Below are 19,657 nucleotides of genomic sequence, written 5' to 3'. Positions count from 1 at the left end.
CCGATGATCGACATCACTCTCGAAAATTTCCAGGCCGAGCTGATCGAAGGCTCGGTCGCCACGCCGGTGCTGCTGGACATCTGGGCCGAATGGTGCGGCCCCTGCAAACAGCTCGGCCCGGTGCTCGAAAAGCTCGAAACCGAGTACGCCGGCCGCTTCACGCTGGCCAAGCTGGACGCCGACAAGGTGCCGCAGATTTCCTCGCAGCTGTCCGAGATGTTCGGCGTGCGCAGCATCCCGTTCTGCGTGATGTTCAAGGACGGCCAGCCGGTGGACGGCTTCGTGGGCGCCATTCCGGCCGAGAAGATCCGTGAGTTCCTCGACAAGCACGTGCCGGGCGCGGAGGAAGCCGAAGCGGCTTCGGAAGGCGCCGCTGCGCAGGAAGCGCTGGCCGAGGGCGACACCCTGGGCGCGCTCGAGAAGCTGCAGCACGCCGTGGCCACCGACCCGGCCAACGACGACGCGCGCTTCGACTACATCAAGCTGCTGCTGCAGGAAGGCCGCGTCGACGACGCCAAGGTCGCCTTTGCCCCGGTGATCGCCAAGACCACGCTGGTGCGCCGCTTCGATTCGCTGCAGCGCTGGATGGACGCCATCGATTTCGCCGCACCCGTCACCGGCTCGGCGCCGACGCTGGGCGACTTCGACGACAAGATCGCGGCCAACAAGCGCGACTTCGACGCCCGCTTCAACCGCGCCCGCCTGCTGATGGCCGCCCAGCGCTGGACCGACGCGATGGACGAGCTGCTCGACATCCTCATGCGCGACAAGACCTGGAGCGAAGACCTCGCGCGCAAGACCTACATCGCGATCCTCGATGTGATCGAGCCGCCGAAGGTGAAGGTCGCCGACGGGCAGATTCCGCCGGACGATCCGGTGGTGGCCACTTACCGCCGCCGCCTCAGCAGCGTGGTGTTGAGCTGAACGGCTGAACGACGCATTGCGCCTTTCAGTGCGCAATCGAACAAGAAAGCGACCTGTAGGTCGCTTTTTTATTGCCGCCACCGCCCCATATAGATAACATTGCTACTCAATTTCCGATAAAAGCGCATTGCAATGCTCCAACTGACCGAGGAACTCGAAAAAGCCCGCAAGGCCGGCGGCCTGAGCCAGGAGGCGCTGGCCACGCGCGCCGGGCTGTCGCGCATGACGGTGCAGCGCATCGAAAGCGGGCAGATCGATCCGCGCCTGTCGACGCTGCTCGAAATGGCGCGCGTGCTGGGGCTCGAGCTGATGCCCGTGCCCGCCAGCCTGCGCCCGCAGCTCGAAGACTTCGTGCGCTCGGGCGGGCGCCTGCTCGGCCAGCCGGCGGGCGTGGGCGCGCCGCCGTCCATCGCCCAGAGCCTGGCCGACGAGAACCGGTGAGGCGGTGAGCACGCGCGCCGTCTTCAACACGGGCATCCGCTACCTGCGGATGCACCTGCACCTGCCCGGTGGCGGGCGGCGCGCCATCGGTTACCTCTCGCAGTACGGCGACATCCTGCGCGTGTCCTTCGACGAGGCATACATCGCCGACCCGGGCCGCCCCACGCTGTCGCTGGCCTACCGCGGCGCCGACGAGGCGGCCACGCGCGCCATCCTCGCCTCAGCGCGCGACGCCCGTGTGTCGCGCAGCGACGGCCGCTGGCCCAGCTATTTCCAGAACCTGCTGCCCGAGGGCCACAACCGCGAGCGCCTGGCGCAGCAGCGCGGTTGCGCGGCCGACGACGAGTTCGAGCTGCTGGCCGCCGCCGGCCACGACCTCATGGGCGCGCTCGAGGTCGAGCCGGTGCCCACGTCCGAGGGCATTCCCGACACCGTGCGCCACTGGCACACGGCGCTGGGGCTCGACGTGCTCGAACCCGGCTTCGTCGAGATGCCGGTGGAAGACGCCGCCGCCATCCCCGGCGTGGTGACCAAGTTCTCGGCGGTGCAGGACGGGCGGCGCTACGTGGTCAAGCGCCACGGCGCGGCGGGCTCGTTCATCCTCAAGCTGCCGAGCACGCGCCACCCCGACCTGGTCGCCAACGAATACACCGGCTACCGCCTGTGCGGCGCGCTCGGCCTCGACTGCGCGCAGGCCCATGTGATCGACCGCGCCGACGCCGACCTGCCCGAGCAGGTGCCCTTCGCGCAGATCCTGGCGGTGCGCCGCTTCGACCGCACGCCCGAGGGCGGGCGCATCCACATGGAAGAGTTCGCGCAGGTGCTGCAGTACGAGCCGCGCCAGAAGTACGGCCGCGGGCTGGCCACCGACTGGCCCGCCATGCTGCGCGTGCTCGACCGCCTGTCGCCCAACCCGGTGGCCGACGTGCGCGAGTGCGTGCGCCGCCTCGTGGCCTTCATCCTGCTGGGCAACAGCGACGCGCACCTGAAGAACTGGGCCCTGCGCTACCCCGATGGCGTGGCACCGGTGCTCGCGCCGCTGTACGACCCGGTCTGCGTGGCCGCCTTCTTCGAGGACGTGCCGGCGCGCGACTACGGCGTCAACCGCACCATCGACGCCACGCTGCGTGCTTTCGACTGGGCGGCGCTGGAGGCTTTGCTGCGCGCGGCCGGGCTGCTGCGGCCGGCGCGCTTGATGGCCATCGCGCGCGACACCGTGCGCCAGGCCCAGGCCGAGTGGCCCGCGCTGCTGGCGCAGGACGGCACGCCCGCCAGCGTGCGCCGCTGCGTCGAGGCGCGCCTCGCGGGCGGCGTGGCCCTCGCCAGCCTCGGGGCCTGAAGAAGCCCGGATGCGCCATCGGGCCTGTCTTCGCACCGGCCACGGCGTCGCATACGATGGCGCCGGTTTTAACTTGTTGCAGATTGAAAAGGAAAATTGGCCATGCGTTCCTTCGCCCGCCGTACCGCGCTCCCCGCCATTGCCTCGGCCGCGCTGCTGCTGACCGCCCTGACCGGTTGCGGCAGCGGCATCAGCCTCGACGAGCCGATCGAAGGGCCGGTGTGGCGCCTGGTGCAGCTGGGCGACGAGCCCATCGCGCCCGGCGGCGATGCGCAGCTGCAGTTCGATCGCAACAGCGGACGGGTGAGTGGGTCGGGCGGCTGCAACCGCGTCACGGGATCGTTCACGCGCGCGGGCGTGTCGCTCAAGCTCGGCCAGATGGCCGCGACCCGCATGGCCTGCGCGGACCCGGTGCGCGGCGCCAACGAGGCGCAGTTCCTGTCGGCGCTGCAGAACACGGCCAGCTACCGGCTGGCGCCGGGGCGGCTCGCGCTGCTTGATGGCAGCGGCCGCACGGTCGCGCTGCTCAGCAGCGGCACGACGCGTTAAGGGCGAAAAACCAGATCAGCCGTGGGTGAGGCGGTCCAGCGCCTCGCGGTACTTGGCGGCCGTCTTCTCGATGACTTCGGCCGGCAGGCGCGGCGCCGGGGGCGTCTTGTCCCAGGGCTTGCCGTTGATCTTGGTGGCCTCGAGCCAGTCGCGCACGAACTGCTTGTCGTAGCTCGGCGGGTTGGTGCCGGCGGCCAGCGCGGCCTCGTAGCCCTCGACCGGCCAGTAGCGCGAGCTGTCGGGCGTGAGCACCTCGTCCATCAGCACCAGCGTGTCGTTCTCGTCCAGGCCGAACTCGAACTTGGTGTCGGCAATGATCATCCCCTTGGCCAGCGCGATCTGGGCCGCCGCCTCGTAGATGGCGATGCTGACCTCGCGGATCTGCTGCGCCAGCTTGGGGCCGACGACCTCGACCACGCGCTCGTAGCTGATGTTCTCGTCGTGCTCGCCGGCCGCGGCCTTGGCGGCGGGCGTGAAGATCGGGCGCGGCAGCTTGCTCGCGTTGGTCAGGCCCTCGGGCAGCGGCACGCCGCAGACCGCGCGGTTGTCCTGGTATTCCTTCCAGCCGCTGCCGGCCAGGTAGCCGCGCACCACGGCCTCGACCGGGATCGGACGCAGGCGCTTGACCAGCATCGAGCGGCCCGTGACCTGCGCCACCTCGTCGGGTTGCACCACGCTCTCGGGCGCCTCGCCCGTCAGGTGGTTGGGGCACAGCGCGCCCAGGCGGTCGAACCACCACAGCGCCATCTTGGTGAGGATCTCGCCCTTGCCCGGGATGGGCTCGCCCATGATCACGTCGAAGGCGCTGAGCCGGTCGCTCGCGACCATCAGGATGCGGTCTTCGCCGACGGCGTAGTTGTCGCGCACCTTGCCGCGCGCAAGCAGGGGCAGGCTCTGGATGGAAGAGGTGTGAACGGTGGTCATGGACGGATGCTCGGCTGGGAAACGGTGACGGGAAAAGCGGATTGTGCGCGCAGAAAAAAGCCACCGCGAGCGGTGGCCTGCGGCGCGCAGTCTGTCTTCGTTAGATGACTTGCTGCGCCAGGTCGCCCTTGGCGTACTTGGCGGCAACGACTTGCAGCGTGTCGCCCTTGATCTTGGCGCCCTGGCCTTCGCAGCCGAACTCGATGTAGCGCTGCTTGCAGATCTGCTTGGCGGCTTCGCGCGCGGGCTTGAGCCACTCGCGGGCGTCGAACTTCTCGGGGTTCTCAGCCAGGAACTTGCGCACCGCGCCGGTCATCGCCAGGCGGATGTCGGTGTCGATGTTGATCTTGCGCACGCCGTACTTGATGGCTTCCTGGATTTCCTCGACGGGCACGCCGTAGGTTTCCTTCATGTTGCCGCCGTATTTACGGATGATTTCCAGCAGGTCTTGGGGCACCGACGACGAGCCGTGCATCACCAGGTGGGTGTTGGGCAGGCGGGCGTGGATTTCCTTCACGCGCTGGATCGACAGGATGTCGCCCGTGGGCTTGCGCGTGAACTTGTAGGCGCCGTGGCTGGTGCCGATGGCGATGGCCAGTGCGTCCAGCTGCGTGGCCTTCACGAACTGGGCGGCTTCTTCGGGGTCGGTGAGCAGCGACGCGTGGTCGAGCACGCCTTCGGCGCCGATGCCGTCTTCTTCACCGGCCATGCCGGTTTCGAGCGAGCCCAGGCAGCCCAGCTCGCCTTCGACCGTGACACCGACCTTGTGGGCCAGCTCGACCACCTTGCGGGTCACGTCGACGTTGTAGTCGAACGAGGCGGGCGTCTTGCCGTCTTCGTGCAGCGAGCCGTCCATCATCACGGACGAGAAGCCCAGGTCGATGGCGCCCTGGCAGATGGCCGGGCTCTGGCCGTGGTCCTGGTGCATCACCAGCGGGATGTTCGGGTACTGCTCGATGGCGGCCTGGATCAGGTGCTTGATGAAGGCTTCACCCGCGTATTTGCGGGCGCCGGCGCTGGCCTGCAGGATGACGGGCGCGCCGGTTTCCTTGGCGGCCTCCATGACGGCCTGGACCTGTTCGAGGTTGTTGACGTTGAAGGCCGGAATGCCGTAGCCGTTGGCGGCGGCGTGGTCCAGCAGTTCGCGCATCGAGACGAGTGCCATGGGAAATACCTCGTGGGAATAGAAAAAGACGGGAAAAAGAGAAGGCGGAAAGTCGGGAGAAAACTACCCCGATTCTACCGAGCCCCCTTGTGGGACAGGGCCGACGCCACCCCGGGCGCCACGGGTACTGGCGCGCAGCTCTTTTTCAACTTTTTCAGATCGGCAACTGCGTGGTCGACAGCACCTGCTTGAGCACCACGAAGGTCCGGATCTGCCGCACGCCCGGCAGGTACAGCAGCTGCTCGGCATGCAGGCGGTTGAAACTGTCGTTGTCGCGGGTGCGCACAAGCATGAAGTAGTCGAATTCGCCCGTGACGACGTGGCATTCGAGGCACCCCGACACCTTCTGCGCCGCCTTCTCGAAATCGGCGAAGGAGTCGGGCGTGGAGCGGTCGAGCACCACGCCGATCATCACGAGCATGCCGACCTCGAGCGCGTCGGGGTCCAGCAGGGCGACCACGCCCTTGATGAAGCCCGCGGCCCGGAGCCGCTCGACCCGCCGCAGGCAGGCCGGCGCGCTGAGGTTCACCTTGGCGGCCAGCGCCACGTTCGACACCGAGGCGTCGCGCTGCAGGGCGCGCAGGATGGCGCGGTCGGTGCGGTCGAGCTCCGTCGGGGCGCGCAACTTTGTTGTGCTCATGGCTTCCTTTCCGGATGAAAAGCCTTATGTATGGCCATCCTGCCTTCTTTTGAGCGACGAATCCAGCCAACTTCGCAAGCACATTGCAAAGCCTTCTTCCTACGATCGACAGCTTCAACCCCTCACCGCTTTTGGAGCTGCGTCGATGAACCTGAAGAAATTCCCCCGCCACGCCCTGACCTTCGGCCCCACGCCGATCCAGCCGCTGAAGCGCCTGAGCGCCCACCTGGGCGGCAAGGTCGATCTCTACGCCAAGCGCGAGGACTGCAACAGCGGCCTGGCCTTCGGCGGCAACAAGACGCGCAAGCTGGAGTACCTGATTCCCGAGGCGCTCGAAGGCGGCTACGACACGCTGGTGTCGATCGGCGGCATCCAGTCGAACCAGACGCGGCAGGTGGCCGCCGTGGCCGCGCACCTGGGCCTGAAGTGCGTGCTGGTGCAGGAGAACTGGGTCAATTACTCCGACGCGGTGTACGACCGGGTCGGCAACATCGAGATGTCGCGCATCCTCGGCGCCGACGTGCGGCTGGACGCGGCGGGCTTCGACATCGGCATCCGCCAGAGCTGGGAGCAGGCCATGGCCGACGTGCGCGCGGCCGGCGGCAAGCCCTTCCCGATCCCGGCGGGCTGCTCCGAGCACCCGCGCGGCGGCCTGGGCTTCGTGGGCTTTGCCGAGGAAGTGCGCCAGCAGGAGGCCGAACTCGGGTTCAAGTTCGACTACATCGTGGTCTGCTCGGTCACGGGCAGCACGCAGGCCGGCATGGTGGTGGGCTTCGCGGCCGACGGGCGCGCCGACCGCGTGATCGGCATCGACGCCTCGGCCAAGCCGCAGCAGACCTACGAGCAGATCCTGCGCATCGCCAAGAACACGGCCGAGCTGGTCGAGCTGGGCCGCGACATCACGGAGCAGGACGTGGTGCTCGACCGCCGCTTCGGCGGGCCCGAGTACGGGCTGCCGAACGAGGGCACGCTGGAGGCGATCCGTTTGAGCGCGCGCTTCGAGGGCATGCTGACCGACCCGGTGTACGAGGGCAAGTCGATGCACGGGATGATCGAGAAGGTGCGGCTGGGCGAATTCCCGGCGGGCTCGAAGGTGCTCTACGCGCACCTGGGCGGTGTGCCCGCGCTGAACGCCTACAGCTTCCTGTTCCGCAACGGCTGAACCAGACGACGCAATGAAAAAGGCCGGCATGCGCCGGCCTTTGTCTTGTGGCGAACGAACTGGGTCAGCTCGCGCGGCAGATCTTGAGCATGTTGGTGCCACCAGGCGCACCCATCGGCTCGCCGCAGGTGATGGCGTACACGTCGCCGCTTTGCACGATGCCGCGCTTCTTCAGGTGGCTTTCGGCCTGGCGCAGCGCGGTGTCGCGGTCGCTTTCCGAATCCATGAGCAGCGGGCGCACGTTGCGGTACAGCGCCAGCTTGCGCTGCGTGGCCAGGCGCGAGGTCAGCGCGTACATGGGGATGTGCGCGCGGTGGCGGCTCATCCACAGGATGGTGGAGCCCGACTCGGTCAGCGCCACGATGGCCTTGGCGCCCAGGTGGTGCGCCGTGAACAGCGCGCCCATGGCGATCGACTGGTCGATGCGGCTGTAGGTCTTGCCGCTGAAGTCGGCGTCGAGCGTCTTGTCTTCGGCGGCCTCAGCGGCTTCGCAGATGCGGCTCATTTCCTGGACGGTCTCGAGCGGGTAGCGGCCCGAGGCGGTTTCGGCGGAGAGCATCACGGCGTCGGTGCCGTCGAGCACGGCGTTGGCCACGTCGCTCACCTCGGCGCGGGTGGGCACGGGGTTGGTGATCATCGACTCCATCATCTGGGTCGCGGTGATCACCACCTTGTCCATGTCGCGCGCCATGCGGATCATCTTTTTCTGCAGCGCCGGCACGGCGGCGTTGCCCACTTCCACGGCCAGGTCGCCACGGGCGACCATGATGCCGTCGCTGGCGCGCAGGATTTCTTCCAGCTTCGGAATGGCCTCGGCGCGCTCGATCTTGGCGATCATGCCGGGCTTGTGGCCGTACTCGGCGGCCGCCACGTTGCACAGCTGGCGCGCCATTTCCATGTCGGTGGCGTTCTTGGGGAAGCTCACGGCCACGTAGTCGGCCTGGAAGCTCATCGCGGTCTTGATGTCTTCCATGTCCTTGGCCGTCAGCGCGGGCGCCGTGAGGCCGCCGCCCTGCTTGTTGATGCCCTTGTTGTTCGACAGCTCGCCGCCCAGCTTGACGGTGGTGTGCACCGCCTCGCCCTTGACGCCGTCGACCGTGAGCACGATCAGGCCGTCGTTCAGCAGCAGCTTGTCGCCGGGCTTCACGTCGCGCGGCAGGTCCTTGTAGTCCAGGCCCACGGCGTCGACATCGCCCAGCTCGGTGCGCGAGGCGTCGAGCACGAACTTGGCGCCCGGCTCCAGCCAGATCTTGCCCTGCGCGAACTTGCCGACGCGGATCTTCGGACCCTGCAGGTCGGCCATGATGGCCACTTCGCGGCCGGCCTTGCGGGCCGCCTCACGCACCATGGTGGCGCGGTCGATGTGGTCCTGGGCCGTGCCGTGGCTGAAGTTCAGCCGCACCACGCTGACCTTGGCCAGGATCATCTGTTCCAGCAATTCCGGCGTGCTGGAGGCGGGGCCGAGGGTGGCGACGATCTTGGTGGCGTGGCGGGGGATGCGGTCCGAGCTCATGAAGGGGGTCTCCGTTTTGTATTCGCTACTGTATACACTTTGTGTGTCGAACGGAAGTCAGTCGCCACGGGGGATTTCCCTCCCGTGGCCGGACCGCCGCCGGAATCAACCCGCCGCGCGCTTGGCCAGGATCTCGAAGGCCGGCAGGGTCTTGCCCTCCAGCACCTCGAGGAAGGCACCGCCGCCGGTCGAGATGTAACCGACCTGCTTTTCGATGCCGTACTTGGCGATGGCCGCCAGGGTGTCGCCGCCGCCGGCGATCGAGAAGGCGCTGCTCTCGGCAATGGCTTGCGCGATGGCCTTCGTGCCGCCCGCGAAGGCGTCGAACTCGAACACGCCCACGGGGCCGTTCCAGACGATGGTGCCGGCTTCGCGCAGCTGCGCGGCCAGGATGGCGGCCGTCTTCGGGCCGATGTCCAGGATCAGGTCGTCGTCGGCCACGTCGGTGGCGGCCTTGACGGTGGCAGGCGCGTCGGCCGCGAAGGTCTTGGCCGTAACCACGTCCACCGGGATCGGCACGTCGGCGCCGCGCGCGCGCATGGCGTCGATCACGGCCTTGGCCTGGTCGAGCAGGTCGGGCTCGGCCAGCGACTTGCCGATCTTCAGGCCCGCGGCCAGCATGAAGGTGTTGGCGATGCCGCCGCCGACGATCAACTGGTCGACGTTGGCCGACAGGCTCTTGAGGATGGTGAGCTTGGTGCTGACCTTCGAGCCCGCCACGATGGCGACCAGCGGGCGCTTGGGCTGGGCCAGCGCCTTGCTGATGGCGTCCATTTCGGCCGCCAGCAGCGGGCCGGCCGCGGCCACCTTGGCGAACTGGGCGATGCCGTAGGTGGTGGCTTCGGCGCGGTGGGCGGTGCCGAAGGCGTCGTTCACGTAGATGTCGGTGAGCGCGGCCAGCTTGCGGGCCAGCGCTTCGTCGTTCTTCTTCTCGCCCTTGTTGACGCGGCAGTTCTCCAGCAGCACGACCTGGCCGGGCTTCACGTCGACGCCGTCGACCCAGTTGGCCACCAGCGGCACTTCACGGCCGAGCAGCTCGCCCAGGCGCTGGGCGACGGGCGCCAGCGAGTCTTCGGGCTTGAACTCGCCCTCGGTCGGGCGGCCCAGGTGCGAGGTGACCATCACGGCCGCGCCGGCGTCGAGCGCCAACTGGATGCAGGGCACGGAGGCGCGGATGCGCGTGTCTTCGGTGATGCGGCCGGCGTCGTCCTGCGGCACGTTGAGGTCGGCACGGATGAAGACGCGCTGGCCGGCGGCCTTGCCTTGCGCACAGAGGTCGGTGAATCGAATGACGTTCATGGGTCTGAGGATGGTGAAAGACGGGACTGCCCGCATTGTAGTTTTCGCCCTCTGGTGCCCCTGCGCGTCTCTTGCGGGGCGCCGATGCTTTTTCAGGCCTTGGGCTGCACGGTCGCGAACTGCTCCAGGATGCCGACGAAGCTCGCCGCCGCGGGCGACAGCGAGCGCCGCGCCGCGCTGTACACGCAGACCTCGCGGTGGAAGTCGGGCGACTCGAGCCGCACCATCTGCAGCCCGTGCGCGCGCACCAGCGACGCCGAGTACGTCGGGCACACGGTCAGCCCCAGGCCCGAGGCCACCATGCCCAGCGCGGTGGTCATGTACGACACCTCCTGCGTGCCCGGCCGCATCAGGAAGGCGCGCTCCTCGGCCCCCAGCTCGGGCAATACGCGCTGGCGGAAGTCGCGCGTGGGCGCGATGAAGGTGTAGGGCCCCAGCTCGTGCCAGCGCACCTTGCGGCGCTTGGCAAAGGCGTGGCCGGGCGGACAGATCAGCCAGTGGCGGTCGCGGAACAGCGTGCGGCGTTCGATGGCGGCGGCGTCCACCGCCACGTCCTGGCCCACGGCCAGCTCGACGTCGCCGGCCGCCACGCCCAGCAGCAGGTGCTCGGGCAGCGTGTCGGCCAGGCGCACGTCCACGTCGGGGTACGCCGCGCGGTAGGCGGCGATCACGCGCGGCATCAGCGTGCAGGCCATGAGCTGTGGCGCTGCGAGCCGCAACAGCCCTTTCTTCTTGTCACGCAAATCGGTCACGCCCGCGACCGCGCTCGTGAGGTCGCCGAGCAGCCGGTGCACCGAGGGCAGGAACTCGCGCCCCGCCTCCGACAGCTGCACGCGGCGCGTGTTGCGGTCGAGCAGCTGCACGCCCATCTCGCGCTCGAGCTCGCGCACCAGCACGCTGAGCGCCGACTGCGTGAGGTGCAGCTGCCCGGCGGCGGTGGTGAAGCTGCCGGTTTCGGCCACGGCGGCGAAGGCGCGCAGCTGGCGCAGGGTGAGATTCATATATATGGTTATTTCATCAATCGATGAATTAATTTCGATTGCATCATAAGACGCGGCATTGCCCAATCGCGGCCTCAACGGAGACACGACATGCCGACGACCGCCACCCCCACGGCGCCCCCACCCATTCGCGGGCTGCACCACTTCGCCTGGCGCTGCCGCGACAGCGAGGAAACCCGCCACTTCTACGAAGACCTGCTGGGCCTGCCGCTGGCCCACGTCATCAAGAACGACCACGTGCCGAGCACGGGCGAGTACTGCCCCTACGTGCACATCTTTTTCCAGATGCGCGACGGCGCGTACATCGCCTTCTTCGACCTGGGCGACGACACCGCCGCGCTGCCCTCGCCCAACACGCCGTCGTGGGTGAACCACATCGCGCTGCGCGTCGACTCGGTGGCCGACCTGCTGGCCGCCAAGGCGCGACTCGAAGGCGCGGGCATCGAGGTGCTGGGCGTGACCGACCACCACATCATCGAGTCGATCTACTTCTTCGACCCCAACGGCATCCGCGTGGAGCTGACCACACCGACCGTGCCGCAGGCCGAGATGGACGCGCACGCGCGCCACGCCCATGCCGACCTCGACGCGTGGACCGCGCGCAAGGCGGCGCTTCGCGCAGCGAAAGGCGCGTCGCATGTCTGAGTTGCAACTCGCCGTCATCGACGTGAAGCCCGGCGCGGCCATGGACAGCCAGTCGGGCCTGCAGCTGCTGCGCCCGCGCATCTACGGCGCCTTCCGCGCGCCGCCGGGGCCGAAGAAGATCGCGGCCATCGTGATGCACCCGACCAGCAACTTCATGGGCCACTACCTGATCGGCCCGCTGGCCGAGCGCGGCATCTGCTGCATGGGCCTGAACTCGCGCTTCGTCGGCAACGACACGGTGCTGCTGATGGAGCGTGCGATTCAAGACCTGGGCGCCGGCGTGCAGTACCTGCGCGCGGCCGGCTACGAGAAGGTGTTCCTGGTCGGCAACTCGGGCGGCGCGGCGCTCTCGGCCTTCTACCAGGCGCAGGCCGAGCAGCTCACGGCCACGCACCTGCCCGACGGCGACCCGACGCACCTGCACGCCAGCGATCTGCCCCCAGTGGACGGCCTCGCGCTGTGCGCCGCGCACCTGGGCCGCACGCGGCTGATGCGCGACTGGATCGACCCCTCGGTGACCGACGAGCACGACCCGCTCTCGATCGACCCCGCGCTCGACATGTACGACCCGCGCCACCGCGTGCCCTACGAGGCCGACTTTCTCGCGCGCTTCAGCGCGGCGCAGAAGGCCCGGATGGACCGCATCGAGCAGTGGTGCCTCGAGCGCCTCGCGCTGCTGCGCGGCACACCCGGCGCGCCGCGCGACCAGACCTTCGTCGTCTACCGCACGCATGCCGATCCGCGCTGCGTCGACCTGTCGCTCGATGCCAATGCGCGCCTGCCCGGCAGCGTCTGGGGCGATGCGCGGCAGGTGAACTATTCGGCCAACGCGATGGGCCGCACCACCTCGCTCACCGCGTTCCTCTCGCAGTGGTCGTCGCGCTCGCAGGCCGACGGGCCCACCAACCTCGCGCGCACCACGGTGCCCAAGCTGCTGCTGACCTACACCGGCGACCAGTCGACCTTTCCGAGCACGCGCGATGCATGGATGGCCGCGGGCGGCGCGCGCATCCGCAATGTCGACATCGTCGGCGGCAACCACTACCTGGCGGGCCAGCCCGAACTGATTCCGCAGGCGGCTGATGCCATCGCCGAGTTCGCGCACGCGCTGTAGAAGAGCCATGGAAAACTTTGCATTCGCACCGGCCTACGAGCTGCCGGTCTGGCCCTTCACGCCACCGCCCGAACTCGGCAGCGCGCAGGTGGTGCGCCACCCGGTCGTGATCGTCGGTGCCGGCCCCTCGGGCCTCACGCTGGCTTGCGACCTCGCGCAACGCGGCGTGCGCGCCGTGCTGCTCGACGAGGACGACACCGTGGGCGTGCGCGGCGCTTCGTCGCGCGGCATCTGCTATGCGCAAAAGAGCCTGGAGATCTTCGAGCGCCTAGGCATCTACGAACGCATCGCGGCCAAGGGCGTCACCTGGTCGTTCGGGCGCACCTTCTCGGGCGACGAGGAGGTCTACAACTTCAACCTGCAGGCCACCAGCGTCTCGACGCAGCCGCCCTTCATCAACCTGCAGCAGTTCTACATCGAGTGGTTCCTGGTCGATCGCATTCTCGAACTCGGCGTGACCGACCTGCGCTGGAAGAGCCGCGTGACGCGTGTCGAGCCGCTGGCCGACGGTGTGCGCATCGACATCGAGACGCCCGCCGGCAGCTACACGATCGAGGCCGACCACCTGATCGACGCGACGGGCGCGAACAGCCCGATCCGCACGCAGCTCGGCGTGGCATCGCATGCCTCGCGCAGCACCGACCGCTGGTGCATCAGCGACGTGCGCTTCGAGAAGCCGTTGCCCACCGAGCGCTGGACCTGGGTCGGCGCGCCCTTCAACGAAGGCCGCGGCGTGTGGCAGCACCTGATGGCCGACGGCGTGTGGCGCATCGACTACCAGATGCCCGAAGACTGCGACCCCGCCGAGATCAGCCGCCCCGAGGTGGCCGGTGCGCGGCTGCGCGAACAGCTCGGGCCCGACGTGGCCTTCGAGTTCGTGTGGATCGGACCGTATGGCTACCGCGACCACCTGCTGGAGCGCTTCCGCCACGGCCGCGTGTGCTTCATCGGCGACGCCGCGCACGTGGTGAGCCCCTTCGGCGCGCGCGGCGGCAACACCGGCATCCAGGACGCGGCCAACCTCGGCTGGAAGCTCGCGTTGGTCGCGCAAGGGAAGGCCGACGAGGCGCTGCTCGACAGCTACGACGCCGAGCGCCGCCCGGCCGCGCAGGAGAACCTGACGGTCACGAGCCGCTCGGCGCGCTTCCTCGCGCCGCGCTCGCCGGCCGAGCACACGCTGCGCCGCGCCGTGGTGGCGCTGGCCAAGCGCCACACCTTCGCGCGTGCGCTGGTCAACACGGGCCGCATGTCGGTCGCCAACGACTACCCCGCCGCGCCGCTGCTGCCCGAGGGCGCGCGCACGGTGCAGAACCTGCCGCTGCGCTGGGCCGACGGGCGCGAGACCTCGCTGATGCAGCTGCTGGCCGATGGCACGCAGTGCCTGGGCCTGTGGTTCGCGCCGACGCGCGCACAGGCGCAGGCCGCGAGCGATGCCACGGCCGCACTGCCGCTGCGCCTGCTGGCCGTGGGTGGCGACAGCGGCCTGCCGACCTTGCAGGCTGACGAAACGCTGGCGCGCCACCTCGGCATCGACCCCAGTGCAGCGGGCGGCTTCGTGCTCGTGCGCCCCGATGCCTACCGCGCCGCGCTCCTTGCGCAAGCCACCCCCGACACGGTCACCGCCGCCGTCCGCACGGCGCTCGCACTCCCCGCTTCGTCCTCATGATCACCGAGCCCCGCATCCCCGACCCCGACGGCTTCTACGCCGCCCTGCTGGCCGCGCACGAAGGCCGCACCGAGGCGCAGAGCGCCGACCTCAACGCCCGCCTCGTGCTGCTGCTGGCCAACCAGTGCGCCGACCAGGCCGTGCTGCTCGCGTGCATCCGCGCGGCGGCCGAGGCCGACGACGACATCCCCACGACCACGACACCCACCCCATGACCGCCACCGTCTCTTTCGCTTCCGCCTCCGACACCCGCGAGCAGAAGCCCCGGCTGCAGGAACTCGCCCCGGGCGCCTACGGCTACATCAGCGACTTCGACCCCAACTGCGGCTTCGTCATTGGCGACGAGCAGGTGGTGCTGATCGACACCCGCCCCACGCCGCGCATGGCGCGCGACTTCCTCGCGGCGATCCGCAGCGTGACCGACAAGCCGATCCGCACCATCGTGCTCACCCACTACCACGCGGTGCGCGTGATGGGCGCGAGCGCCTTCGACGAGGTGCAGGAGATCGTCGCCAGCAACGGCACGCTCGACTGGATCCGCACGCGCGGCCAGGCCGACTTCGAATCGGAGGTGGGCCGCTTCCCGCGCCTGTTCGCGGGCGTGGAAGAGATCCCGGGCCTGACCTTCCCGACCACGGTCTTCGACCGCGAGATGACGCTGCCGCTGGGCGGTGGCCGCGAACTGCGGCTCATGGCGTTGGGGCGCGGCCATTCGAGCGGCGACACCGTCGCCTGGCTGCCCGACAGCGGCGTGCTGTTCTCGGGCGACGTGGTCGAAAACCACTGCGGCGTGTACGCGGGCGACGCCTACATCGGCGACTGGGCCGGCACGCTCGACGCGGTGCGCGCGCTGCAACCGCGCGTGCTGGTGCCCGGGCGCGGCGCGGTGCTGCAGGGCGACGCCGCCTGCGCCGAGGCGATCGGGCTCACGAAGGACTTTCTCTCGACGCTGCTCGACAGCGTGCGCGCGGGCATCGCCGCGGGCGAGAGGCTCAAGGGCTGCTTCGCGCGCGCCGAGGCGGCCATGACGCCGCGCTTCGGCGGCTGGCCGGTGTTCCAGCACGTGCTGCCCTTCGACGTCTCGCGCGCCTACGACGAGCTGCGCGGCATCGAGCACCCGGTCGTGTGGACCGCCGAGCGCGACCGCGAGCTCTGGCAGGTCCTGCGCGGCACCTGAGCCGCCCCCTCACCGATTTTCAACAAAGCAACGGAGACAAAAACGATGAAACGCCTTCTTCCCCTGCTGGCCGCGACCCTCGCGCTCGCCGCCGCGCCCTTCGCGTCGGCGCAGCCTGCGGCCTACCCCAGCCAGCCCGTGAAATGGATCGTGCCCTACGTGGCCGGCGGCGGCACCGACAACCTCGCGCGCTCGCTGGCCGAGGCCATGCAGCCGTCACTGGGCCAGCCGCTGATCATCGACAACCGCCCCGGCGCGTCGACCAACATCGGCGTGTCGGTGATGATGCAGGCCAAGCCCGATGGCTACACGATCATGCAGGCCGAGAACGCGGCGCTGCTGTTCAACGAGCACATGTTCGCCAAGCTGCCTTACAAGCCGGCGACCGACTTCACCTACATCGGCACCATCGGGCGCTTCCCGGTGGCGCTGGTCGTGCACCCCGACTTTCCCGCAAAGAACGTGGCCGAGTTCGTGCGCTACGTGAAGGCCAACCCCGACAAGGTGAGCTACGCCTCGCCCGGCAACGGCTCGCCGCACCACATGGCGATGGAGCTGTTCAAGCAGAAGGCGGGCCTGACGATCACGCACGTGCCGTACAAGGGCGCCGCACCCGCCATGACCGACGTGATGGGCGGCCAGGTGCCGACGATGATGCTCGACCTGGCCTCGGGCCTGCCGATCATCAAGTCGGGCAAGGTGCGCGTGCTGGCCATCGCGCTGCCGCAGCGCGCCGGTGCGTTGCCCGAGGTGCCGACCTTCGTCGAGGCCGGCTTCAGCGACGTCAACGCCTACGCCTTCCACGGCCTGATCGGCCCGGCCGGCATGCCGCCCGAGGCCGTGGCGCGCATCAACACCGAGCTGCACAAGGCGATGAAGGCACCGAAGGTGGTGAAGCTGTTTGCGGAGTTCGGCTTCGAGGCGCTGCCCGGCACGCCGCAGGACTTCTACAAGCTCTCGCGCGCGGAGAGCGATCGCTGGGGCAAGATCATCCAGGCAGCCGGCGTGAAGCTCGACTGATCTGACGGCCCGGCTACCAGCCCAGTCCCAGGTGCAGGGGCAGGTACACCGCCATGCCGGCCAGCATCGTGCCCAGCACGCCGCGCCGCCAGAAGTAATAAGCGCCGCCGACGACCGCCGCGTAGAGGCGGGCGTCGTGCAAGGTGGTGATCAGGTGGCCCTGCGTCATCACGATCTCGGGCGCGATCACGCCGGCCAGCGCGGCGGCCGGCGCGTAGTGCAGCGCGCGGTGCGCCCACTCGGGCAGGCCCCAGGGCCGGTCGAGGATGAAGAAGAAGCAGCGCGTGAGCACGGTGACGCCGGCGAGGCCGGCGATCACGGCCAAAGACCACCAGTCGGTGCCGCCGCTCATTTGTCGTCCTCCGCGTCGGGGTCGAGCCCGAACTGCTTTTCGAGCCAGAAGCACAGCAGCACCGCCACGCCGATCGCGACCACGATGTTGAGCTTGAGCGGCAGCGCATAGGCCGCGACCGCCGTGGCGCCCGCGATGAGCGCGGCCAGCACGCGCAGCCGCGTCGTCGCCATCGAGCAGACGATGGCCACCAGGCTCAGCACGCCGGCAAAGCCCAGGCCCCAGGTCTGTGGAATGAAATTGGCCAGCGCGATGCCCAGCAGGCTCATGCCCATCCACGCGCACCAGGTCACGAAGTAGTTGCCGGTGAGGTAGGCCTCCTGCGACAGCCGCTCGGCGGGCGTGGTCGGCGGGGCCGTGTACTGCTTCGTGAAGAGCGCGTAGCTCAGGTCGGCCGTCAGGTAGCCGTGCAGCAGGCGGCGCCAGCGCGGCATGTGCATGAGGTAAGGCCGCAGGTGCAGGCTGAACACCACGAAGCGCAGGTTGACGCAGAAGCCCGTCGCCAAAATCACCCAGGCCGGCGCGCCCGCGGCCAGCAGCGGGATGGCGGCCAGCTGCGAGCTGCCGGCGTAGACGAACAGGGTCATCGCCACGGCCTCGAGCACGCTCATGTCCGACTTGACCATGGCGACGCCGGTCATCAGGCCCCAGGCGCCGATGCCGAGCGCGGCCGAGGCCATGTCGCGCATGCCGGCGCGGAACTCGGGCTGGCGGCGCAGCGTGGGCGAGAGGAACATCAGCCGAAGACCTGACCGGCCTTCAGGTCGAAGCCGCGCAGGAAATCGGCCGCGGGCAGGCGCTTGCCGCCCGGGCGTTGCAGTTCGGTGAGCACCACGGTCGCATCCGATGCCGCCACGGCGACGCCCGTTGCGTCGGCCGAGACGACGGTGCCGGGCGCCGCGCCCGGGGTGCCGGGCGCCACGTGCGCGGCCCAGAGCTTGACGGTCTCGCCGCCGAGCGGGCTGTTGGCGCCGGGGAACGGATCGAAGGCCAGCACGCGGCGCACGATGGCCGCGGCCGGCTGCGTCCAGTCGATCAGCGCTTCGTGCTTCTCGACCTTGTGGGCGTAGGTGATGCCTTCGGTGGGCTGCGGCGTGCGGGTGAGTTGCCCGATCTGCGCCAGCGCCTCGACCACCATGCGGCCGCCGAGCGCGGCCAGCCGGTCGTGCAGGCGGGCGGTGTTCTCGCCGGGCGCGATGTCGAGCGCCTCGCGCAGCAGCATGTCGCCGGTGTCCAGGCCGGCGTCCATCTGCATGATGGTGATGCCGGTCTGCGCGTCGCCGGCCTCGATGGCGCGGTGGATCGGCGCCGCGCCGCGCCAGCGCGGCAGCAGGCTGGCGTGGATGTTGAGGCAGCCGTGCACCGGCAAGTCGAGCACCCACTGCGGCAGGATCAGCCCGTAGGCCGCGACCACCATCACGTCGGGCTGCCATGCGAGCAGCGTGTCGCGCGCGGCGGTGGCCTCGTCGGGGTACTTGCCGTCGAGCCGCAGGCTGCGCGGCTGCGCCACGGGCCAGCCGTTGGCAACGGCGCACTGCTTGACGGGCGAGGCCTGCAGCTTCATGCCGCGGCCGGCGGGCCGGTCGGGCTGGCTCATCACGCCGACGATGTCATGGCCGGCAGCGGCAATGGCCTCCAGGGCGACACGCGCGAACTCGGGCGTGCCCGCAAAAACGACTTTCAACGCGCTCAATCCCGGATCCGTTCGAATTCGAGGTCATCCCCCGTGTGGTACCGGCGCACCACGCCGGTGGGGTCGATGTAGATATAGAGCATGCGGCGCTCGTTGATGGCCTTGTAGCGCCAGGTCCAGACGGTGCCGTCGAAGGAGCTGACGCGGCTGATTTCGTAGGGCTTGCCATAGAAGGCCAGCACCTCGTTCTGGCGCCAGCGGTCGACCTGGATGTCGTGGTCGAAGCGCGCCTCGGTGAGCACCTGGGTCACCGAGACGACCTTGCCGGACGCGTCGAGGTCGATGTCGACCACCTCGAAGCCGGCCGGCATGCGCGAATACTGCAGGCGCTCGCCGCCGCCGTTGAGCGGGTAGCGGCCGGTGGGCGCGCCCAGGCGCTGCAGGGTTTCGGCGGCGGAGGTGCCGGGCTGGATGCGCGTGGGTTCGCTGACGCAACCCGCCAGGAACAACAGTCCGGCGGCGGCCAGCGAGGACCACGCAGCCCGACGGTTCATGCCCGTGCTTCTTTCATGTCCTCGCGCTGCTGCTTGAGGAGCTTGCTCTTGATGCGGTTGCGCTTCAGGGGCGACAGGTATTCGACGAACACCTTGCCCATGAGGTGGTCGAGCTCGTGCTGGATGCACACGGCCAGCAGGCCCTCGGCCTCGATGGTGTGGGTGTTGCCGTCGGCGTCGAGCGCCTGGACCTTCACCGAGGTGGAGCGCATCACGCCGTCGTAGATGCCGGGCACCGAGAGGCAGCCCTCTTCATTCAGCACCTTTTCGTCGCTGGCCCAGGTGATTTCCGGGTTGATGAGCACGATCGGCTCGTTGCGCTCTTCAGAGACGTCGATCACGACCACGCGCTCGTGCACGTCGATCTGGGTCGCGGCCAGGCCGATGCCGCTCGCGTCGTACATGGTTTCCAGCATGTCGGCGACCAGCGTCTTGATGCGCGCGTCCACGCCCTGCACCGGCTTGGCCACCGTGTGCAGGCGCTTGTCGGGGTAACTCAGAATGATTCGTTTGGCCATGAAATCGGGGGGAAGTTGTGG

At 69.1% G+C, this 19,657-nt stretch carries 22 protein-coding genes; 11 read left to right on the top strand and 11 right to left on the bottom strand.

Annotated features, from left to right (window positions below):
• The first annotated feature begins 3 nt into the window (after window positions 1–3).
• The 4 genes from AC1RAA_RS20460 to AC1RAA_RS20445 all read left to right on the top strand — a co-directional run bounded on the left by AC1RAA_RS20460 (window position 4) and on the right by AC1RAA_RS20445 (window position 3,253).
• Window positions 4–924: a tetratricopeptide repeat protein gene (locus tag AC1RAA_RS20460; RefSeq protein WP_062481920.1), complete on the top strand. Its 921-nt coding sequence runs from the start codon at window positions 4–6 to the stop codon at window positions 922–924.
• A 132-nt stretch (window positions 925–1,056) separates the two neighbouring features.
• Window positions 1,057–1,365 (top strand): helix-turn-helix domain-containing protein, encoded by a 309-nt coding sequence (locus AC1RAA_RS20455; protein ID WP_062481916.1) that lies wholly within the window; start codon window positions 1,057–1,059, stop codon window positions 1,363–1,365.
• A 49-nt stretch (window positions 1,366–1,414) separates the two neighbouring features.
• Window positions 1,415–2,704: a type II toxin-antitoxin system HipA family toxin gene (locus tag AC1RAA_RS20450; RefSeq protein ID WP_492730585.1), complete on the top strand. Its 1,290-nt coding sequence runs from the start codon at window positions 1,415–1,417 to the stop codon at window positions 2,702–2,704.
• Between the two features lie 102 nt (window positions 2,705–2,806).
• Entirely contained in the window at window positions 2,807–3,253 is a 447-nt protein-coding gene (locus AC1RAA_RS20445; RefSeq protein ID WP_070063217.1) for an META domain-containing protein, read from the top strand.
• Window positions 3,254–3,268: 15 nt separating this feature from the next.
• Here AC1RAA_RS20445 and AC1RAA_RS20440 read toward each other — a convergent pair whose 3' ends face one another.
• From AC1RAA_RS20440 to AC1RAA_RS20430, 3 genes are all read right to left on the bottom strand, one after another.
• Entirely contained in the window at window positions 3,269–4,177 is a 909-nt protein-coding gene (locus AC1RAA_RS20440) for a phosphoribosylaminoimidazolesuccinocarboxamide synthase (RefSeq protein WP_062478299.1), read from the bottom strand.
• 100 nt (window positions 4,178–4,277) lie between these two features.
• Entirely contained in the window at window positions 4,278–5,342 is a 1,065-nt protein-coding gene (fba, locus tag AC1RAA_RS20435; RefSeq protein ID WP_062478296.1) for a class II fructose-bisphosphate aldolase, read from the bottom strand.
• 154 nt (window positions 5,343–5,496) lie between these two features.
• Entirely contained in the window at window positions 5,497–5,982 is a 486-nt protein-coding gene (locus AC1RAA_RS20430) for an Lrp/AsnC family transcriptional regulator (RefSeq protein ID WP_070063218.1), read from the bottom strand.
• Window positions 5,983–6,127: 145 nt separating this feature from the next.
• Here AC1RAA_RS20430 and AC1RAA_RS20425 point away from each other — a divergent pair, with 145 nt between their 5' ends.
• Window positions 6,128–7,144 (top strand): 1-aminocyclopropane-1-carboxylate deaminase, encoded by a 1,017-nt coding sequence (locus AC1RAA_RS20425; RefSeq protein WP_492730320.1) that lies wholly within the window; start codon window positions 6,128–6,130, stop codon window positions 7,142–7,144.
• Between the two features lie 64 nt (window positions 7,145–7,208).
• Here AC1RAA_RS20425 and pyk read toward each other — a convergent pair whose 3' ends face one another.
• The 3 genes from pyk to AC1RAA_RS20410 all read right to left on the bottom strand — a co-directional run bounded on the left by pyk (window position 7,209) and on the right by AC1RAA_RS20410 (window position 10,957).
• On the bottom strand, window positions 7,209–8,657 hold the full coding sequence (gene pyk / locus AC1RAA_RS20420; RefSeq protein ID WP_062478290.1) for a pyruvate kinase: 1,449 nt from the start codon (window positions 8,655–8,657) through the stop codon (window positions 7,209–7,211).
• A 105-nt stretch (window positions 8,658–8,762) separates the two neighbouring features.
• Window positions 8,763–9,956: a phosphoglycerate kinase gene (locus tag AC1RAA_RS20415; RefSeq protein WP_492730318.1), complete on the bottom strand. Its 1,194-nt coding sequence runs from the start codon at window positions 9,954–9,956 to the stop codon at window positions 8,763–8,765.
• Window positions 9,957–10,048: 92 nt separating this feature from the next.
• The gene (locus AC1RAA_RS20410; RefSeq protein ID WP_492730316.1) at window positions 10,049–10,957 is read right to left on the bottom strand and encodes a LysR family transcriptional regulator; all 909 of its coding nucleotides are present in this window, start codon (window positions 10,955–10,957) and stop codon (window positions 10,049–10,051) included.
• Between the two features lie 90 nt (window positions 10,958–11,047).
• On the opposite strand from AC1RAA_RS20410, the gene AC1RAA_RS20405 reads away from it, so the two are divergent.
• Genes AC1RAA_RS20405 through AC1RAA_RS20380 form a run of 6 tightly spaced genes read left to right on the top strand, consistent with a single transcriptional unit; the run spans window position 11,048 to window position 16,579 of the window.
• On the top strand, window positions 11,048–11,602 hold the full coding sequence (locus tag AC1RAA_RS20405; RefSeq protein WP_095747253.1) for a VOC family protein: 555 nt from the start codon (window positions 11,048–11,050) through the stop codon (window positions 11,600–11,602).
• Complete coding sequence (locus AC1RAA_RS20400; RefSeq protein WP_492730313.1) at window positions 11,595–12,716, top strand: alpha/beta hydrolase family protein; 1,122 nt, start codon at window positions 11,595–11,597, stop codon at window positions 12,714–12,716. The genes AC1RAA_RS20405 and AC1RAA_RS20400 overlap by 8 nt, the downstream gene beginning before the upstream one ends.
• Before the next feature lie 7 nt (window positions 12,717–12,723).
• Window positions 12,724–14,382, top strand: coding sequence for an FAD-dependent oxidoreductase (locus AC1RAA_RS20395; protein WP_492730311.1), 1,659 nt, complete (start codon window positions 12,724–12,726; stop codon window positions 14,380–14,382).
• A complete protein-coding gene (locus AC1RAA_RS20390) occupies window positions 14,379–14,597 on the top strand; it encodes a DUF2783 domain-containing protein (RefSeq protein ID WP_492730309.1) in 219 nt (72 codons plus the stop codon). The genes AC1RAA_RS20395 and AC1RAA_RS20390 overlap by 4 nt, the downstream gene beginning before the upstream one ends.
• Window positions 14,594–15,559, top strand: coding sequence for an MBL fold metallo-hydrolase (locus AC1RAA_RS20385; protein ID WP_492730307.1), 966 nt, complete (start codon window positions 14,594–14,596; stop codon window positions 15,557–15,559). Before AC1RAA_RS20390 ends, AC1RAA_RS20385 begins: the two co-directional genes overlap by 4 nt.
• Before the next feature lie 45 nt (window positions 15,560–15,604).
• The gene (locus AC1RAA_RS20380; protein ID WP_492730305.1) at window positions 15,605–16,579 is read left to right on the top strand and encodes a Bug family tripartite tricarboxylate transporter substrate binding protein; all 975 of its coding nucleotides are present in this window, start codon (window positions 15,605–15,607) and stop codon (window positions 16,577–16,579) included.
• Window positions 16,580–16,592: 13 nt separating this feature from the next.
• Here the strand turns inward: AC1RAA_RS20380 and AC1RAA_RS20375 are convergent, their stop codons facing one another.
• Genes AC1RAA_RS20375 through def form a run of 5 tightly spaced genes read right to left on the bottom strand, consistent with a single transcriptional unit; the run spans window position 16,593 to window position 19,636 of the window.
• Entirely contained in the window at window positions 16,593–16,931 is a 339-nt protein-coding gene (locus tag AC1RAA_RS20375) for an AzlD domain-containing protein (RefSeq protein ID WP_062478262.1), read from the bottom strand.
• Window positions 16,928–17,668 carry an AzlC family ABC transporter permease gene (locus AC1RAA_RS20370; RefSeq protein WP_492730304.1) on the bottom strand — a complete coding sequence of 247 codons (741 nt, stop codon included), beginning with the start codon at window positions 17,666–17,668 and terminating at the stop codon, window positions 16,928–16,930. Before AC1RAA_RS20370 ends, AC1RAA_RS20375 begins: the two co-directional genes overlap by 4 nt.
• Window positions 17,668–18,624 carry a methionyl-tRNA formyltransferase gene (fmt, locus tag AC1RAA_RS20365; protein ID WP_492730301.1) on the bottom strand — a complete coding sequence of 319 codons (957 nt, stop codon included), beginning with the start codon at window positions 18,622–18,624 and terminating at the stop codon, window positions 17,668–17,670. The genes AC1RAA_RS20370 and fmt overlap by 1 nt, the downstream gene beginning before the upstream one ends.
• Complete coding sequence (locus AC1RAA_RS20360; RefSeq protein WP_354348065.1) at window positions 18,621–19,118, bottom strand: hypothetical protein; 498 nt, start codon at window positions 19,116–19,118, stop codon at window positions 18,621–18,623. The genes fmt and AC1RAA_RS20360 overlap by 4 nt, the downstream gene beginning before the upstream one ends.
• Window positions 19,115–19,636 carry a peptide deformylase gene (def, locus tag AC1RAA_RS20355; RefSeq protein ID WP_159279204.1) on the bottom strand — a complete coding sequence of 174 codons (522 nt, stop codon included), beginning with the start codon at window positions 19,634–19,636 and terminating at the stop codon, window positions 19,115–19,117. The genes AC1RAA_RS20360 and def overlap by 4 nt, the downstream gene beginning before the upstream one ends.
• Window positions 19,637–19,657: the final 21 nt, after the last annotated feature.

This window comes from Variovorax sp. GW823-FHT04F07 (genome assembly GCF_058795995.1).
Note: the sequence above shows the minus strand (reverse complement) of the source record. Positions and strands in the feature narration are given on the sequence as shown.

Bases quoted from the DNA above. Each gene is read 5' to 3' on its own strand.
- AC1RAA_RS20425 (WP_492730320.1), top strand. From the start codon at position 6,128: ATGAACCTGAAGAAATTCCCCCGCCACGCCCTGACCTTCGGCCCCACG.
- AC1RAA_RS20450 (WP_492730585.1), top strand. From the start codon at position 1,415: ATGCACCTGCACCTGCCCGGTGGCGGGCGGCGCGCCATCGGTTACCTC.
- AC1RAA_RS20360 (WP_354348065.1), bottom strand. From the start codon at position 19,118: ATGAACCGTCGGGCTGCGTGGTCCTCGCTGGCCGCCGCCGGACTGTTG.
- pyk (WP_062478290.1), bottom strand. From the start codon at position 8,657: ATGAGCTCGGACCGCATCCCCCGCCACGCCACCAAGATCGTCGCCACC.
- AC1RAA_RS20380 (WP_492730305.1), top strand. From the start codon at position 15,605: ATGAAACGCCTTCTTCCCCTGCTGGCCGCGACCCTCGCGCTCGCCGCC.
- AC1RAA_RS20460 (WP_062481920.1), top strand. From the start codon at position 4: ATGATCGACATCACTCTCGAAAATTTCCAGGCCGAGCTGATCGAAGGC.
- AC1RAA_RS20395 (WP_492730311.1), top strand. From the start codon at position 12,724: ATGGAAAACTTTGCATTCGCACCGGCCTACGAGCTGCCGGTCTGGCCC.
- AC1RAA_RS20400 (WP_492730313.1), top strand. From the start codon at position 11,595: ATGTCTGAGTTGCAACTCGCCGTCATCGACGTGAAGCCCGGCGCGGCC.
- AC1RAA_RS20370 (WP_492730304.1), bottom strand. From the start codon at position 17,668: ATGTTCCTCTCGCCCACGCTGCGCCGCCAGCCCGAGTTCCGCGCCGGC.
- AC1RAA_RS20430 (WP_070063218.1), bottom strand. From the start codon at position 5,982: ATGAGCACAACAAAGTTGCGCGCCCCGACGGAGCTCGACCGCACCGAC.
- AC1RAA_RS20385 (WP_492730307.1), top strand. From the start codon at position 14,594: ATGACCGCCACCGTCTCTTTCGCTTCCGCCTCCGACACCCGCGAGCAG.
- AC1RAA_RS20440 (WP_062478299.1), bottom strand. From the start codon at position 4,177: ATGACCACCGTTCACACCTCTTCCATCCAGAGCCTGCCCCTGCTTGCG.
- fba (WP_062478296.1), bottom strand. From the start codon at position 5,342: ATGGCACTCGTCTCGATGCGCGAACTGCTGGACCACGCCGCCGCCAAC.
- AC1RAA_RS20410 (WP_492730316.1), bottom strand. From the start codon at position 10,957: ATGAATCTCACCCTGCGCCAGCTGCGCGCCTTCGCCGCCGTGGCCGAA.
- AC1RAA_RS20455 (WP_062481916.1), top strand. From the start codon at position 1,057: ATGCTCCAACTGACCGAGGAACTCGAAAAAGCCCGCAAGGCCGGCGGC.
- AC1RAA_RS20390 (WP_492730309.1), top strand. From the start codon at position 14,379: ATGATCACCGAGCCCCGCATCCCCGACCCCGACGGCTTCTACGCCGCC.
- AC1RAA_RS20415 (WP_492730318.1), bottom strand. From the start codon at position 9,956: ATGAACGTCATTCGATTCACCGACCTCTGTGCGCAAGGCAAGGCCGCC.
- def (WP_159279204.1), bottom strand. From the start codon at position 19,636: ATGGCCAAACGAATCATTCTGAGTTACCCCGACAAGCGCCTGCACACG.
- AC1RAA_RS20375 (WP_062478262.1), bottom strand. From the start codon at position 16,931: ATGAGCGGCGGCACCGACTGGTGGTCTTTGGCCGTGATCGCCGGCCTC.
- AC1RAA_RS20405 (WP_095747253.1), top strand. From the start codon at position 11,048: ATGCCGACGACCGCCACCCCCACGGCGCCCCCACCCATTCGCGGGCTG.
- AC1RAA_RS20445 (WP_070063217.1), top strand. From the start codon at position 2,807: ATGCGTTCCTTCGCCCGCCGTACCGCGCTCCCCGCCATTGCCTCGGCC.